This window comes from Chitinophaga polysaccharea (assembly GCF_902150045.1).
GTDB lineage: Bacteria > Bacteroidota > Bacteroidia > Chitinophagales > Chitinophagaceae > Chitinophaga > Chitinophaga polysaccharea_A.
Genome location: NZ_CABFVU010000002.1, coordinates 1442416 through 1460485, shown reverse-complemented (window position 1 = coordinate 1460485; position 18070 = coordinate 1442416). Strand labels below are relative to the sequence as shown.

The 18070-nt window shown below is 44.9% G+C and carries 11 protein-coding genes; 4 read left to right on the top strand and 7 right to left on the bottom strand.

The annotated features are described in order from the left end of the window. The 3 genes from FN124_RS20505 to FN124_RS20495 all read right to left on the bottom strand — a co-directional run. On the bottom strand, window positions 1–4275 hold a 4275-nt coding region (locus FN124_RS20505; protein WP_142686614.1), incomplete at its 3' end, for a DUF6443 domain-containing protein. 228 nt (window positions 4276–4503) lie between these two features. Further along, a complete protein-coding gene (locus FN124_RS20500) occupies window positions 4504–7710 on the bottom strand; it encodes a hypothetical protein (protein WP_142686613.1) in 3207 nt (1068 codons plus the stop codon). Window positions 7711–7748: 38 nt separating this feature from the next. After that, window positions 7749–8792 (bottom strand): tail fiber protein, encoded by a 1044-nt coding sequence (locus tag FN124_RS20495; protein WP_142686612.1) that lies wholly within the window; start codon window positions 8790–8792, stop codon window positions 7749–7751. Between the two features lie 426 nt (window positions 8793–9218). Between FN124_RS20495 and FN124_RS20490 the strand changes: the two genes are divergently transcribed. Continuing rightward, entirely contained in the window at window positions 9219–10667 is a 1449-nt protein-coding gene (locus tag FN124_RS20490) for an amino acid permease (RefSeq protein ID WP_142686611.1), read from the top strand. Here the strand turns inward: FN124_RS20490 and FN124_RS20485 are convergent. Beyond that, window positions 10657–11841, bottom strand: coding sequence for a hypothetical protein (locus FN124_RS20485; protein ID WP_142686610.1), 1185 nt, complete (start codon window positions 11839–11841; stop codon window positions 10657–10659). The two genes, FN124_RS20490 and FN124_RS20485, sit on opposite strands and share 11 nt — an antisense overlap. A gap of 23 nt (window positions 11842–11864) precedes the next feature. Continuing rightward, window positions 11865–12302: a hypothetical protein gene (locus FN124_RS20480; RefSeq protein WP_142686609.1), complete on the bottom strand. Its 438-nt coding sequence runs from the start codon at window positions 12300–12302 to the stop codon at window positions 11865–11867. Window positions 12303–12416: 114 nt separating this feature from the next. Between FN124_RS20480 and FN124_RS20475 the strand changes: the two genes are divergently transcribed. After that, window positions 12417–12815, top strand: coding sequence for a VOC family protein (locus FN124_RS20475; protein WP_142686608.1), 399 nt, complete (start codon window positions 12417–12419; stop codon window positions 12813–12815). A 4-nt stretch (window positions 12816–12819) separates the two neighbouring features. Here the strand turns inward: FN124_RS20475 and FN124_RS20470 are convergent, their stop codons facing one another. Continuing rightward, the gene (locus FN124_RS20470; protein ID WP_142686607.1) at window positions 12820–14187 is read right to left on the bottom strand and encodes a glycoside hydrolase family 140 protein; all 1368 of its coding nucleotides are present in this window, start codon (window positions 14185–14187) and stop codon (window positions 12820–12822) included. A gap of 84 nt (window positions 14188–14271) precedes the next feature. Further along, window positions 14272–15864, bottom strand: a complete 1593-nt coding sequence (locus tag FN124_RS20465; protein ID WP_142686606.1) for a hypothetical protein — start codon at window positions 15862–15864, stop codon at window positions 14272–14274. Between the two features lie 119 nt (window positions 15865–15983). Between FN124_RS20465 and FN124_RS20460 the strand changes: the two genes are divergently transcribed. Continuing rightward, the gene (locus FN124_RS20460) at window positions 15984–17111 is read left to right on the top strand and encodes a hypothetical protein (protein WP_142686605.1); all 1128 of its coding nucleotides are present in this window, start codon (window positions 15984–15986) and stop codon (window positions 17109–17111) included. Between the two features lie 160 nt (window positions 17112–17271). Beyond that, the gene (locus FN124_RS20455; RefSeq protein WP_142686604.1) at window positions 17272–18069 is read left to right on the top strand and encodes a hypothetical protein; all 798 of its coding nucleotides are present in this window, start codon (window positions 17272–17274) and stop codon (window positions 18067–18069) included. Window position 18070 lies beyond the last annotated feature (1 nt).

The window sequence follows — 18070 nt, the reverse complement described above, 5'->3', positions numbered from 1 at the left end:
ATCCATCACCATCTTATCCTGGCTAAGCGTCTGTAGCTGATCCGGCTCTGCTTTTACCTGTTTTACTCCGCTATTCTTATCCACTAATTTAAACTGATCATCGAACAAAACAAAATTCAGGTAGGCTTTGGGCCGGTCGGCATTGGGCTTATCTGCATCTCTTTCTTTCAACCGCCGGTAATCATTATTATAAAAATTGCTGTTGAAAGGTGTCATATTATCACTGCCGGCTACTCCATGCGTACCATCAGGGCTGCTGCTTCTATTGAAAGCCTGCACCAGGTCGACCAACATATTTTCGGCTGTAGAAGTAGCTGGTTGCTGGTCTTTGGGCCCACCGGATTTATAAAACGCTTTCGCGCTGAGCTGGATCGTATCTCCTGCCATTACCCGCAATACAATGGAAGGCCCTATTTTCTTGCCTCCGTTGGCGGCAGTTAATTTTGCTACAGATGCGTTGCTGCCGGCACTTTCATCGGCTGGATAGCCTGCCGGTTTAGCTGTTCGGGAGTTATCTATATTGCTGAACAAAGCGGATTCTTTAGCAGCACTGGATGTTTCCATTGTAGCCACATAGGAGTTAACATCATTATTCTCGGATAATACCATGCGGATATTGCCCAAATGATCTTTTATAAAATAATCATAAGCCATCACTAACGGCTGACCTGTCTTATAAATCAATCTTATACGGCCTTCCTCGTGACTTAAAAATTGCAACGTATCGTTTTGGTAAACTGGACCATTAAAATAATCTGTCACCGTCTTCTTAGAGGTGGCTGGTGTATTATCAGTTACAGTCTTCTTTAATTTATTCCCGATAGCATCATATTGGTATTCAATAATCCCTTTATTGGGAATAACTATTCTTTCTGGCAAATTGAGATGATTATAAACGATGCTATCCATCACCTTATTTTTATCAGAGATCATATTACCGTTCACATCAAAAGCATAATCGGCAAGGTCCTGGCTTCTGTTGGCAGTATTGTTTGCGGCTGGTTCTTTGAAATCTCCAAGAACACTGTTTACGTCATTACTTCCATCCCAAACACTTTTTAGCTGGTTGGAACTATCAGCATATCGATAATGCATATCGTCAATAATAGCGCTTGTGGTAGTTTTCAATCCGCTTTGCTTCATGGCAAGAATATTACCATTAGCGTCATAAGCCAGTGAAGGGTTGGTTCCATCTCCCATCTTAACAGAGTAGTCAATCGTCGTATTATTCCAGCTTCCACCTGTATTGCTCAGGAAATCGGCTTTCATAAGCCGGTTGGCTTTATCATAAGCAAAATCGTACTTCCGGCGATCACCGGTTCCTTTCCATATACTGCCACCTATATTACCATTGAATTGAGGGGCCACATAACTGGCGCCGGTTATCGCGGAAGTAGTTTTGTCATATGCCAACTCATAACCAAAAAATCCGGCTTCCTCGTTATTAACATACTTCCTGTTCATGCCCTGTATCCAACCCAGGATATTATAATCCATTTTCTCAGTGTTGATACTATTTCCCTGAACCTTTGTTTTTAACTGACCAAGTTCGTTATAAGTATTCTGCAACACTTGTGTATAAATGGTTTCACTGTTTAACTTCTTCTTTAGGGTCAAAACCCTTCCCGTAGCATCATAGCTCATTACACTAAGAACCTTTGTAGATGGAGTCAACCCACTTCTTAAATTCTTATGATTCAACACACTACTTAATATCTTCCCGCTAAAATCATATCTGTTACTGGTTATATCAGATGCGCCTGAAACATTCTGCGCAATGGTTTGAATACTGCGCGCCTTATTATCATAATAACTGGTGGTGGTCAGCCATTGATTAGTACCTAAAACGCGTACGCTTCCTCCGGTATTAGCGGATCTTACCATCGACGCTGCCGTATTTACTATTTCCGGACTGATGGGATTATCTCCGCTCTCGAGGGAACCCATTTCAGACGCCAGAAAAGGCTGACTGCCTGCAAAAGAATAATTATCATAATAAGTGTAAGTCAGCGGATATAAATCTGCTGTTGAAATGCCGGGCAATGGATTATTAACACTGGTGGTGACAACGGTATTCCCGGGGGAAAGTAGTGTTTCAAAAGTACCCGATCCACTGTCGAAACCATTGGTAAACATAATACTATCCGCAGCCTGGTAAACGGATCTGCCATCGTATGAACCCACCGTAAGACTGGATGGGCCGGGTATACTTGTGGTCAGCACCGTTCCACCGGAAGCAGTATTCATAGCCGTTTGCAAAGCCTGCTGAGTTATATCCTTATTATAAAGCGCGGTCATTACAGGGCGGTTCAGTTCATCGTAAAAGGTAGTATGCCACTGTTTCTTACCCAACATGTTCCCGTCTTGCGTAAATACCGGCCTGTCGCGTAAGTCGTAAACCGTTGCCACAGGGTTAGCTCCAGGCAATCTTTTCAGAATCATGCGTTTCTTATCGTCGTACTGATACTGAAAACATAGCCCGTTGAGGATGGCTGTATTAAGTGTCCAATTGGCCTTAATCAATTCCACAGCTTTTGGAGAAAGTACACAACGAAGATTACCAATATCATCGTAGATATAATATGTACATAACCATCCGTCATGATTTTCACCGGGAGATGTGGCTATCTGCTGTTTTCTTAATATAGTTTGTCCATCAAGGTTTTTATACTCAACTGTTTTACTTCCCTGCTCATCTGTTATAATTAGCTTATTAAGCACACCAGCGGGATATATTTTCGTTGAAACTGGGGTTACAATGGGTCCTGCCGGTATATTCCATATCCGGACCTGGTCTGCTGTAGTATTAACCTGGTATGCAGTGGATTTCCCCCGGCTACTGCCCACCCATGAGCTTCCTGGAGATGCAGTTTTAAGGTTACGGCCGAGCGGCGATAATTCATAAGTAGTTTTACCCACCGGAGGTTCTCCGGGAAAAAGCCCCTGGTAAAAAGCCTGCTGATCTGTAACAGCCTGTAACTTATACTTACCATTGCCGGCAGTATTTCTTGAGTCACTTGCAGTATAACTATAAGATAAATAATTATTTGTTTCCCTTCCATACTCATCATATTCATTTATCTGTACAAGGTCTTTACCAGCACCACCTGCCTGCTGGCTTACCTGTTGCACTTGTCTTCCTAGTCCATCAAAATATGCTATGCTCTTCAATTTATTACCTATAGAAAGTGAAGCAACGCCGCTGGTATCCAGCACACCTGACTTTTGAACAGTATTGGTAACAATAAAACTCCTGTTGTCCGCGAGGTAGTCTTCCGTAAATGTTTTAAATATTAATACATTTGAATAAAGTGTTTGTGTAGCACAGGTAACCTGCCTTCGTATTTGCATATCAGTAGTAAACGTAGGCGCTGCAGATGGATAGTCTGCGCCTGTCCCGATATTCTGCCAGGTAGTTCCGTTAGTACTTTGCTGCCAAACATACTGGTAAGAAGTAGACACACACTTTCCACCTGTAGCAACGGATTGTGTTATTACTGGTTTCACGCCGGCAATGGCAATTGTGTCATCGGCGTAAATACTACCCGGTTCAAGCGGAAGCGTGTTAAATGTAAGTTCATTTGACTTAACGGTGAAACTTCCACATGTTGTTTCCCTATAGATAATAATTTCCGAACCTGTCAATACCAAACTGTTCACCGGATATTCTACACCGGTGCCCAACAGTTGTGGGGTACCAGTGGATGTAACCTTATACCACCAGCGATAGGAAATTCCCGACTGAGTGCATTGCCAACCATGCCCTGGTATTTGCGCAACCGCCGGACTGCTGCCATATGGTAACTCAGAACCGGCAACAGTATAATACAGCACACCGCCATTCACAGGTTCATGAACATAATTCACAGCACCTACCTGGCTATAGAAACTGGTTCCATTGTAAGTGACCTTCCTCCTGAAGTAAGTTGTCTTTTCTGTGGAAGAAGCCGGAGGAACCAACATCTGCTGATTAGCACCTGATATTGCTGAAAATGGACCAGTAGAACTGGAAGCCGATTCCCATTGATAAACATACCCGGTTCCTTCACAATTACCGCCAGTGGCAGCCCAAGCCCTTATGGTTCCCGGAACTGAATCGGTGTATGCGGTCTGAGAAATGGGACTCACCTCTGCATTAACGGTAAATGGTCCTGCTGCAGTACTCACGTTCAATGAAGTAGAGCCACTTGGCGCCCATAATGTAATAGTTCCGGTGGTAAAGGTGGTATCAAATATTACCTTTATCTGGAATGCCCCTGTAAGACAGTAGGACATATTGGCTTGTATCTTCCCTGGTGAGCACCATTGCATTTGTGGAATATCGGTACTTGACCAATTCCCACCGGCGGTATAAGTATATTCTCTTCCGGGTAAAATACAATTAGCCGGCCCACTGATAACAATTTGTGCATTTGCCCCTAAGCAAAGTACCAGAAAGCAAACGGACAATATCCAGGCCTGAAATATCTTTGACATTACTTATATTTTAAGTTAGGGATAACATTAATTCTTATGGTGATATTCATAGGTCTTTACAATATTCCGGTTAACGTCTTTCTCTGCCTTCAGGCGACCTGCACTATCATATTCATAATATGAAATTATATTCAAAGGCGAGCAAGTTGAAGTTAGACCTATCAGCGGATCATATGTATAAGTGGTCATTTGCGCCTTCTCAGGAAAGAGTCTAAGCTCATCTATTGTTACGCTGCCGCTCACCTGCAACGTGGTTGCGCCTGCCGGCAATTTATGTTCATAATAGGTCCAGCCTCCGGTTGTCATGCCCGTTACTACCGTTGTTCCACTTATGGTGGCAGCCCCGGCTTTACTCCAATAACTAATGATATGCACATTGGCACTGTTAATACCCGAGGCAGTGATGGCGCCTTTGGTAAGATCATACACCTTTTTCCCTGTTATAGCTGCCGTGTTATTTACCGGTATCCCGCTGAAGTTCCAATTTCCTTTTCCATCTGCCTCAAAACTGGTGTAGGCTATATCGCTCGTGGCTGCATTATTAACCTGCGCTATAGCATTTTGCCTGTTATAATCCCATACAATAGCAACGGATGGCGCATTTCTGGCTGTATATTGTAGTACATTACTATTTGCATCATAAGCATCCAAACTAATCAGCTGGTTATAACGGCTGTCAGTTTGCAAAGTGCCCGCATTAATCTTAACGGGTACAAAATCATTAATCAAACTACCAACCCGTAACTCCTGCCGTTTATCAATTTTAACTGCTTTGTTCGTTAACAGCTTGTAATTAGTTAATTGCGCTCCTTTTACGAAGGTTCCCGACAACCCTTCTGTTCCTGAAATGCTTACCCATTGTTCTAACGGCACCGCCTGCATATTCCTGCGCAACATAGTATCTATTACAGCATTGCCGGTAGTAGTAGCTGTTCCGGTTAACAGGTCGGCTGCATAACGGTCATTCGTTGTTACCGTATTTCCTTTACTATCGGTTGTAATAGTCCGGGAAACCTGCTGATGCTTAAAATTGTCGTACTTGAACAATTTTGTAACGGTTACGGATTTTGTCTGATCATCCGAGTCGTAGGTAGTAGTGGTAGATGATGTAAGATAGTTGTCATCGGATGAGATGGAATAAAAAGAATAGAGATAGCTGTAAGAATCATGATAGTCGGCACAGAAGCCTGTTCTGGCAGCAAGACTTACATCAGAGGCACTTGATTCATCACTGATAATTGTCTTCCCTACGGCAAACCCAACATTATTATAAAACGTTTCAGGGAAGGCCGTATACTGATAGGTATCTTCCTGTACTTTACGGTAAGTAGCCCCCGTTCTCAGGTATTGAGTTTTATTCAGTAACTGGCCCCTGACATAAAAATAACTGTTTAATATCGGCATGCCTGTCATAGAAGCCGTTTGCAAAGCATCCGGGCGATCGCTAAACAAGTATTCCGTTTTCCCTGAATTATTGATCCCATCACCAATGTACTCCCTCACATTTGTATATGCAACTGGTACAGCATCATAAGGCTCAATGTCGATGATTGGAGAAGAAACATATGAAGTTACATTTTTGGTCGCCATTGTTACCGGACAGGCAAAATGCGGGTTAGTCCAAAAATATCGCTGCGTTTGGTTCATTTTGAAAAAATGATTCCTTAAAGTGAAGTTCGGCCGGGCGCTTAAATATTCATATGTCTTTATTACCGGCCTTGCTTTGCCTCCAGCTGCACTCTTTATTGTTTTAACTCTTAATCCCCCTGCAAGTTTCTCTACCCCGGATTCCTCATACCTGTTAGCCTCATACTCAAACTCCGTATAGCCACCGGTAGGATAGTTAATCCTTTTCAAAACGCATGCCTGCATGTATTCATTGTCGGGATCACGGCCGTTGGGAATATTACTCCCAATAGTGATGGTATTCAAATTATATGGGACCGACATCTGTGGTATCAGGGAATTATTTGGTTTCCCATTGTAATAGCCCCAAAAATCCCTACTGGCAGACGTATACTCAGGAAGTATCTTGTTGGTATTATACTCAAACCGATACTTTTGAATTAACTCACCGCTTCCTCCCAACACCGCCAGGGAATCCAGCCTTAATCTTTTAGTTGCGGCGTTTGTTCCCTGAATAAAATAGCTTTTATAAAACTGTATACTTTTAATAAGTTTAAATTGTGATGTAGTATAATCGTAGGAATATACTTTTATTGCATTGAGTGCATATTTACCTGCTGCAGGATCTTCCCTTAGTGTTCCTGATAACTCAAAAACAACTTTACCACCGCTGAAATTGATCTCCTTTAATTGTTCCTGAAAAGTAAGGCTTGTATTGTCTGCACCAGTAACCAATTGAGGGTTAGAATAATATACTGGATTACTTGGCTCATAATTATGTACATTGTCTTCAACCGTCCATATCTCCGTTGCATCCGGTATATCAACCCTGTCTTGCCCTGTATTGTAAGAAAAAGAAATGGTATCCCTGTTATCCTGTGATATCATACTTTCCAACAACCAGGCAGAAGTTGCAGGCAGTGTTCCCCCGCTGGTTGAAACTACCGTGCTTTCTTTGGCTGTTCTGCCAAAGCTGTATTTATTTCCTTGCTCATCCTGTATATCAAAATAAGGTAACCCTGCAATATTTGTATTAATGGCGAGCGGCGAAAATGGCAGCATGGCAATTTTATAGTTATCGTTACCGTTAAAAAAGAATTTGCCATTCCGCCCATTGAAACTATAACTGTAGATATCGGGTTGTGCATCATACAGTTTAGATTTAAGTGAACTAAGGTATTGCAAACTAGCAGTTGACTCGGGATTTACTGTTGCTGCCGGCTGAAGTTTACCGGAAAGATACCCATTAGGAAATTCATCAGCTATGCCCATAATCCTCCGTGTAATTTGCCCCCCGGTAATTACCGACCATCCCAAACCAGCCCATCCTGCTTTTTCATTTACTTTAAAACCTGACGCATGATAGCTCAGGGTAATAGGCATTTTAAAATCGCCGGACACAACTTCATATAATGGAATAGATATATCCGGTAAACCCGAAAACATATTCACAGGATAGTCGCCATACTTATCCATCCCCGCTACATTAGGCGATTTAGGAAAAACAGTAGGAACAAAATACGCATTGGGCGAATTCTGCGCCTGCGAATATCCTATACAACCAATAACATCAACAAGCATTAACAAAACAACTAATAATGATTTCATAAAGGGATTTTAATGTGACGAAAGTACAGGACAGAATATTACTTACTCCGGGACTTCATCCTCTCCATTTCCTGCCATTGTCTTTCATTCTCTTTCTTTAATTCAATGATATATAAAGTAAGTTCTTCTATCTTCTGCAGCAGTTTCTTATTCATATCTCCAACATCCAGCCCATTTTTCTGTACTTCTGTTTCAGATGGAATTTCAGGCAAATGTCCATTCTTCCTAATAAAACGCTCTACTTCCTGCAGAGATGGTAACTGATAGTTGGAATGAAACACAAAATCAGCCCAACTGCCCTGCGTTACCTTCACTTTCCTTGCTCCAATAGTCCCTTCTACGGCCAGCTTATAATTTCCGGGACTGGTAGTGCCGATCCCAACATTTCCCACATTGTTAATAGTCATTCTGATGGTGGTAGCTGCGTTTGTCCGGCCGGTTTCAAAATAAAGATTGCTGGATGCGTTGGCAGCTGAGATATGAAGATCACTATAACTCTCTATTACGTTATCCTTCCGGTAACCTGTTACCGCAAAACCGACGCTTGCTGTTCCCATATATAACAGAGAATTAGGGATACTTTTGTTCTCCAATCTTATCAGGTTATCAAGTGTACTGTCAGCTGATTCTATTGTTAGTTTTGCTATCGGCGTCAATGTTCCTATACCAATGTACCCATTAGGTTTAAAGGTCATCCAGGGAGAAGGATGAGGAGAGTCTGCAGTTGTATTCCCTCCTATATAAGCATAGTTAACTGTTCCATTGTTACTGTTCACACCAAAAGCGGCGAGCTTCCCTGTTCCATTGTAGGAAATACTGAACTCACGGGCCCAAGTGCCAGTGAAATTAACATCCATATTAACACCCCAGGGATAATTTGATGGATTAGTAAGTTTAATAGCCCCCGTATTAACATGTAATAAAGCTGAGGGCGAAGAAGTACCAATGCCAACCTGTCCGCTTGATGGAAAGATATTCTGGGAATAGGCAAAAGGGCTGATAAGAAAAGCAAAGAAAAATAAGAAAAAATACTTCATAGTCGGGCTATTATGGTACAGGGTTGATAAATACTGATTTTCCATCCGTGTTATAGCCTGTCCGCTATAACGCTAAATGGCACCAGGGGTAACGCTTATAATAAACAAAATGACTTCGGCTAAATAACTGATGTATTCTCTTTCACACAAAATACCGGGTTATACTTTCAATTCATTGCTAAATTATAATAAATATTAAAACTCCAAAATCTTTTTTTAATATCCACACCCTTTTGAACTATTTCATTCACATATTAGTGTAATGTATACCATAAAGGCAGCTTCAGCAGGCAAATTTGGCACCATCCATGCAAATCCGTAAAGCAACAGATCTGTCTTTCCGTGAAGAAAAACCAGGTATATTAATGAAAACGACAATTACAGAAAACAGGTGTATACTGATGAAATATATCTGGGTTTCGGTTTGTGCCAAAATTACCTCAAATTGCAGCCTTATCCACCTAACAGACATTGAGCAGCACAAACCAAACAACCGAAGAAAAAAGCCTTAAAAGAGGATTACAGAACAGGCATATCCAGTTGATCGCCCTCGGCGGCGCCATTGGCACCGGCTTATTCCTGGGCATAGGCCCTGCCGCAGTACTGGCAGGCCCCTCTGTAATTTTAGGCTACGCCCTGGCCGGCATTATTGCTTTCTTTATCATGCGCCAGCTGGGCGAAATGGTGGTGGAAGAACCGGTTTCCGGCAGCTTCAGTCACTTTGCCTATAAATACTGGGGCTCATTTGCAGGTTTTTCTTCCGGGTGGAATTACTGGATCCTTTATATCCTGGTGAGCATGTCGGAACTTACAGCCATAGGTGTATATGTACATTTCTGGTGGCCGGAGATTCCCCTATGGTGCTCCAGCCTTTTCTTTTTTGTGGCTATTAATGCGTTAAACCTCAGCTCCGTTAAAGTATATGGAGAAGCCGAGTTCTGGTTTTCGATCATAAAAGTAGTGGCCATAATAGCCATGATCGCTTTTGGTATCTATCTGCTGGTCAGCGGCAGCGGCGGCGAACAAGCCAGTATACAAAACCTGTGGAACGACGGTGGCTTCTTCCCACGGGGATTATTAGCCGCCGATGGCAAGGGCGGCTTCCAGGGATTATTTGCCGCCATTGCGCTCATTATGTTTTCTTTCGGCGGACTGGAATTAATCGGTATCACCGCAGCGGAGGCCGACCGGCCGGAGAAAACCATACCCAAAGCTACTAACCAGGTTATTTACCGCATCCTGATCTTCTATGTGGGCGCTCTCGTCATTCTGTTTTCACTGTCGCCCTGGAAAAGCATTACTACAAACAGCAGCCCGTTTGTAATGGTATTTGAAAGCCTGAAAGGATTTCAGTTCAGCCTCTTTGGCAAAACTGTCTATTTCACCAGCCTTATCGCAAATGTGCTGAACCTGATCGTTCTCACGGCAGCGCTTTCTGTGTACAACAGCTGCGTATACAGCAACAGCAGGATGTTATATGGTTTGTCGAAACAAGGCAATGCTCCCGCTTTCCTGTCTCACCTGAACAAAAATCATGTACCGGTAAAAGCAATTCTGGTATCAGGACTGTTTGCTGCTATCTGCATAGTGATAAATAAAGTGATCCCTGAAAAAGCGCTCGAGATACTAATGTCGCTGGTGGTGTCAACACTCATCATCAACTGGCTGATGATCACCGTAGTGCACCTGAAATTCAGGAAAAGCAAAAAAGCAGATAACATCCGTACTAAGTTCCCTTCTTTTATATACCCTGCCTCTAATTATATTTGCCTGGTATTCCTGGTAGGCATACTGGCGCTGATGTGGATCACCGGCATGAAACTACCGGTGGAACTGATCCCGGTGTGGATGGTGTTTTTGTATGTGTGTTTTTTGTTAGTGAAGAGGAATAAGAGGTCTGCCACGGCTACTACTTCATGACCTGGTTAAATCCATATCTCAAATTAATACTCGCTATAAACGCACTGAAAGGATCTTTCTCTTTCAGGTAGTTATCAATACCCGCTTCCGCCACGATCCAGATGCTTTTAGAGATCCGGAACTCGGTACCAAAATTAAACAACAGGGATTTTTCAAAGCCATCATAATTCTGGTACTTAAACTGCGTTTCGGCAAATCCCCTGAAGCTGGCGGTGCCCAGGTAGTAACGCACATTCACAGTTGCATTGATAGCGGTAGTGTCTTTAAACTCCGACCGGGGCAAACTGAAGCTACCGCCCAATAATAACTGGCTGCTTTTCCCGATACCTAATGCCCAGGTAACCCAGGTGTTGAAAGAAGCAAAGCCGGCGTTCTTAATCAGTGAATCGCGCGACTGCCCCACCCAGGCAATAGCGCCATCCAGGCGGCTGGTGTTCCAATGCTCGCTTTTAAACTTTTCTATAAGACTATCTACAGCAGTGTAGTATTTTTTCTTATCCTTGTCATATCCTTTTTTAAAGGCATCATAACTTGCCTGTAAGGCGGTATCCGGGTTTTCTTTGAGATATTCTTCTGCTTTGTTTTCCGCGAAATCCCAGAATTCGGCATCATGGTCTTTTCCATACTGCGCGCGTTCTACCGGAGGTATTTCTTTGTGAACAATAATGATCCAGTTATTCTTAAACTCCCTTAGCACCAGCTGTTCCTGTTGTTGTGCAATAAATACCTCCTTTCTTCTGGCGGCATTCAATAACAGGTCGTCCCTTTTCCGGACAATAGAAAACCGGTAGCCGACAGCCAGCCTGGAAGATACATTCCCCGAATCAACGATAGCGCCTATACTAAAAGAGGAATTATACCAGAATCTTCTTTTCCCATAATCTTCCAGTGTCCAGTTTTTGCTGGCCAGTTTACCGGGAGAAAATTCCACAGCAAAGTTGCGGGGAATCACGCCCTGTCCGTTTGAATAAAATGGCGATAAGCTAAGGGCAAACTTTTGAATATCTGAAGGGCGTAACAGGTTGGATGGATCAGCGCCCAGCGCCTTAAACGCAGGCATGTCCGGAACGGAAAAGTTCAACAGGTAATACTCTGTACTATCTGTTTTAAACTGCGCGGATGCCTGGAAGGACACAAGCAGCAGTAACAGGCACATCTTTCTAAATGGTAACATACAAGGGTTTTAAGGAAATGGAATCAATTTTTTTTGGCAGACAGCTGCAGCAGGATATCTTCTGTTTTACCGGTAACATCGTCGCCTAAAATAGCGATAGCGCCATAACCAATTTGGTCGCTCCCTATTACTTTCGCAGCATCAAAATCATCTCCCTGTAACACGCTTACCTTTAACTTATACCCGTTATCATCTTTATATCTTCTCACTCTGAAAGAGATATCCAATACTCTTTTGTCAAAATTTATCAACGGTTCTCCGGGTTTATAATCATTTTGCACCAGGTAGTAGTCCGGCTGGGGAAGTTCGTTACTGTTTTGCCGGAGGGGCTTTGTTAAAATGGGCAGTTCATCGGCGGTAGCTGCCCACATCTGGTAGATGTAAGTAATAAAATAGATGCCGGTCATTTCGATCCTTATCCATAGTTTTCCGCCATTCGGGTCATAGGATACCTTTTTCATGATATACAGATTAGGACCTAAAAATAGATATTTAAATTTATTCTTCTTTGCTGCTGACATAGGGTTGTCATCCCCTCATTCTACTTTTACATCACACCATAAAAAAATACAAATATGCTAAGAGGATTTGCCACACAAACGTTTTTTGCCGCCGACCATGAAGCTGCAAAAAAATGGTATACAGCGCTAACCGGTATCCCACCTTACTTTGAAAGGCCCGGCTATGCCGAGTTCCGCCTGGGCGATTACCAGCATGAACTGGGTATCATCGATAGTAAATATGCGCCTGCTCAGGCCGGCAAAGGCCCCGGCGGCGCCATTACTTACTGGCATGTGGATAATATACAGGCAGGATTGGAAAAATTGCTTGGCTTAGGCGCTACCGTATTTGAACCTGTTACGGAACGGGGCCATGGGTTTGTAACGGCTTCTGTTGTAGATCCTTTTGGCAATATCCTGGGCATCATGTACAACCCTCACTATGTGGAAGTGCTGAACGCCAATACCAAATAGCGCCTCAATGTGCTGCTTCTACTACCAGCACCCAGTCGTTCCCTGCACCGGTGGCAGGCGGCGTAAAGGTAACAGCCGGTGACTGTTTTATAACGCCGATACTTGTTTTCTCCGCACTGCGTGGGTTAAACCACCAGCAGTTCAGTGCTGTTGCCTTTATAACAGCGGTGTTTACCTTCAGCGGTGTACCAATGGGCAAATACACCATGAGGTAGGTGCCTGCAGCATCCCTGAAGGCTTCCATATGGGCGGCGCCTTCTCCCTGGCCGGACAGGATCAGCGAAAGATCCGGTACACGGTTTAGTGCGCCGTGGATATTAATAAGCCGGCGAAGATAACCGGCCTGGAAAGCACCGGGCCGATCCAGCGCATTCATCCAGCCCCGGTCGGGATAATTAATGGCGGCTTCACGCGCGCTCATGAATTGCCACACTGCATGATGCCCGTAAGTAACGCCGCAGGCGCCGGCAAATACAGAGCGGTATAATTGCTTGCGTACATCATAGTCCCTGAAATAGCCATTGTCGGGGTCCCACTTGGGCCAGGGATTTACGGGATGGTCCTCGTAATTGGGCTCCGCATCCAGCACAGGCCTCAGCGGCGAACGTTGCCGGTCTTTCCGTACAAATTCCCAGCATGGTACATCATGCCCGCTGCCATGCCCGCTCTGGAACATATGGATGTTCAGCCAGGATTCCTGTTGCAGCCACTGGGAACTGCTGCTGCCCCCGGAAGGATGGTAAGCAATAATACATTGCCCCGCAGTGCCGTCCTGTATACCCTTTGCCATAGCCCGCCATACAGGGCGCCAATCGCTGCTGTCATTTGCAGCCGGGCGGTCGCCTCCAAGTATCCAGATAATGTTTTTATCATCCCGGTACCTGCTGCCTATCCATTTCCCATAGGCGTATGCGTTAGTGCTATCAAATACCACCGGGCCTTCGCCCCATAGCTTTGTAACTTTATCGCCCCAGGTAGGAAGCAGCCCTATATACAGTCCCCTTTGCATTGCCCAGCGGATGGTACTATCGATCAAAGTGAAATAAGCATTATTGGGAGTAGCCGGGTTTTCATCCAGGAAGGGAAGCTGCTCGTAGCGGTTGGGCTTGCGGAGACCATTAAACTCCGCCAGTACCACCGCTTGTATTACAGTGAACCCTTTATTGACGCGGTTATCCAGGTAGTATTTTATTTCAGCGGTATCCAGCCGGTGGAATAATTCCCAACCGGTATCGCCTAACCAGAAAAAGGGTTGTCCGTTTGCATATTGGAGATAATGTCCATCGGGCGATACGCGTAAACGCTCCGGTGTTTGCGCCCGGATGCCAATACAATAAAGAAGGCTGCACAGGAGCAGTAACTTATTTTTCATAACGGGAATATTCCTCAGAAAAATAAAGATTTCCGGGAATAAAAGCAGTAATTAATACTTTTTCGGGAGATAAACCGGCAGCAGTTATTGCTGCAATTCAATCACGCTACCGTTTTTCGTAAAGCGGGTATCCTTTACGGCGCCGGTGCCGGAAAACCGGTATTGTACGCCTACAATGTCGGAAGGTGGATTGGAGAAGGTCAGCTCAGCGGCGGAGCTATCATTCACATAAAACCGCATATGCCTGTTTTGGGTAACCACACGCAGCTTTACCCACTGTGCGAGGTTGGCGCCAAATTTAGAAAGGTCGGTATTCCGGCTGTCGATGGTCGTGCCTGCGGCAAACAGGGAAAGCTCTCCTACACAGCCAGGCGCACACAAGGGAATAAAGATCACATCATTTTTACACAGGATCAGCACTTCCACCCGCTGGCAGGCGGCGGTCCCCTGCCGGAAACCACTTTTCAGTGTAGTTTCAAAAGTAAAGTCATCATTCCGGAGGTCGCCGAACGATTGCACATAAAAAAAACGCAGTGCCGGTGGAACAGGTTGCAGGGGCAGATGGTATTGTGATAACAACGCTTCCTCCACTTCCACACCATTTCCTTTCATCACTTCGTTCTTCCGGAAATACAATGGAGTACCGGATTGCTGCTCTACCAATGCGAGCCATCCACCTGAGCCAATCATCAGGTCATGCTCTTTTACAATTTGTTTATTGACTATTAATTTCGCCCTGAAATAACCTGGTGTGTAGTATATAGTGGTAAAGGTGTTTTCTTTTGCAGGTACCGGTACCTTCCTTCTTATGTCCCAGCTTTGAGAAATGAAAACGGAATCTTTTCCTGCCGCAGCAGCGTTGTAGTTGAAAACAACGGAATTGGGAACTCCCTCTCTCACTATTTTATTGCTGCTGAATGAAAAAGCGGCGGTATTAAGCGGTTTCCCGGGTTTGGTATTGGATAACAGTAAAGCATATACGAGGATGCCCAGTGGTAACAGGGCCAGCAGCCAGTACGTCCATTTGCGGTGTTTTCGCGGTGCTGCAATCGGTAAAATGCCAGCACCGGTTGTTTGGGGGTCATATGCCGCGCGGCTGTTTGTAGTATTCCCTGCCGAAATATGACCGGATGTTGTACCAGCCAACGTATTATTGGCCGATGTGACATCGGTACCTGCTACAATATATGACGTATCAGCCACCTTATTATTAGCGTCAGCACCTGCGGCAATATGCAATGTATTATTAGCCAACGTAGCATCATTACCCGTTGCAATATCACCGGGTAATGGCCCGGCCACCGTATTGACCGTTGCTGCCGCATCGCCTGGCAATGACCTCTGATCACCGGCTCCTCCCGGTGTAGCATCCCCGGTTGCCGGGGAAGCCCCCGGCAACAGCACTATAAGGCGTTTAAACTCCCGCCAGTCGGCATACCCGGCAAACTGCGCCAGCGTATTCAACGTAGTGGTAGCCGGCATATTGGTGTATTTCAGTTTCCCCCACAACCGTTTCAGGGTAGTAACACTCAGCATTACCCCGGTGGCTTCTTCTATCGCCTCGCTTAGTTTTTCAAAATCATAGGTGGTCCACTCGCTGCCGTCACCACGGTTTAACCGGGCTTCTGCCAGCTCCAGGCACTTTCTTATATAATTTATTTCAAAACTATTATTCATTTCCAGGTAATCTGTTACAAGCTTGCACGGATTTGCACATACTTGATGCGCCGATGTTTCGCCCTGAAATTAGTTATTATTCAGATTTGCCGGAGCATTTAAAATAAAAAACAACCGTCATGACAAAAACCCGCACCGCGTGCCTATTCCTGTTGCTCCCTTTATGCGCAGCAGCACAAAAAAAGAAAAACGGTCCCCAGGATGTTATCAAGGTACCACTCCAGGCCGAACATTGGTCGTTCCAACCAGGCACCGTGGAGTTCATCACCTATAAGTCGGTACCGGCCATGAAGCTGCTGAACAGGAACGATACCGCCGTCCTGAAACAGCTGGATTTTACAAACGGTACCATCGAATACGATGTGCAGGCCACATCGCCTTTCACTTCGTTCTACTTCAGGCGCATCAGCCGTAAAGAGAATGAGTGCTTTTATTTCCGTATCCCTTCATCAGGGAAAGGCGATGCCGTACAGTATGCTCCCACCCTGGATGGTATTAACATGTGGGATATGCTGCCACAGTACCAAACCGCCGCATGGATCAATAAGGACGACTGGAACCATGTGAAACTGGTCATTTCCGGCAGGCAGATGCGTGTATATGTTAATGATACCTCGAAGCCGGCGCTGGAAGTACCTTACCTGGAAGGCAATACCCGGCACGGCGGCATCGCATTCGACGGGCAGGCCATTATTGCAAACGTAGTAGTGAAGCCCGACCAAACGGAAGGACTGCCCTCCAGCGAGGGAACAGATATCACCAACAATGATCCCTCCTACCTGCGCACCTGGCAAATCACACAGCCAATGACCACCCCTGAAAAAATAGATTTCAGCAAGGCCTGGATACCAGGTAAGGATACCCCCTGGGAAACCATCCGGGCCGAAAGAAGAGGACTGGTCAATGTGACCCGGAAGTTTGGCAGCGCAGAAAACCGCGCCCGGCGCATCGTGTGGCTGAAAACAAATATCCGTTCCACCGTGGCGCAAACACGGCAGGTACAACTCGGATTTAGTGATGAAGTATGGGTATTTGTAAACGATAAGCCGCTGTATACAGATAAAAACCTCTACGGTTACCCGATACTAAAACAACCGGATGGCCGTTGTTCCGTTGAAAACGCATCCTTTGCGCTGCCGCTGGTTGCCGGCAACAACGAAGTGCTGATTGGCCTGGCCAACGATTTTTACGGCTGGGGAATCATGGCCAAACTGGACAAATTCGAAAATATGACTTTTGATAAATAACCCTCCTCCCGCCAGGCAGCCCCCGTGCCGGCTGCCTGGATCTTCAGGGATTACCGCATCCCCGTCTCCTCCCGGGAAAATAACCGCTCAAAAAAATATCACACAGAAATAAGTACCTGGATAGTGGAAGTTTATTTTGTTTCCAATAACTTTAGGTACCATGAAACAAACATTGGCAGATACTGAGCTCACCGGGCCGGTAAGGCAAATGAAATATGCTACCACAGACCCCGATGGCAAATACTACGGGTATGAGCTTTCCTTTTTTGATGAAAAAGGATTACTGCTCAAATGGGAGGATTATACCGCAAGCCATCAGCTGGATAAAACCCTCTTGTATACTTTTGACGACAATGGCAACCTGCTGGAAAAAACACTGACCTCCGCCACCAAAGGCCCTATCTATAAAAACAGTTACTTCGAAAACGGGGAGCTGAAAGATTGCACAGAGTATTATGGGGAAGATACCTATTATACCCGGTACGATGAATCCGGCAATGTATTGCAACAAATGGAAAACAATGACCCTATACCGCCGGAGGAAGATCCATACAACGAGCAATGGGAAACCAATATCCATACGGATACCGATGGATGCCGGGTAGAAATTACCCGCTATTACTCCTTCGGCGCATTGCAGGAAATCACCAGGTGTAAATACAATACCCGCCAGCAACTGCTGGAGGAATATAAATTCCAGGACACTACCGGTTTTGACGATAATAATGCCGTGGAAACCACTACCTGCCAGTATAATGAACAGGGGCATCTCACAACAAAAATATCCGACAGGATCACTACTGCCGGTACGGTGGAAAGAACGGTATACCGGTATCAATTTACCTACGACCTCCACCACAACTGGATAGAAAAAGTAGAGATCATGAATAATAAGGTAACGGATTATAAAGACAAAGTCCGTTTTATCCGCCGGAGAGAGATCTTATATGCTCCATAAA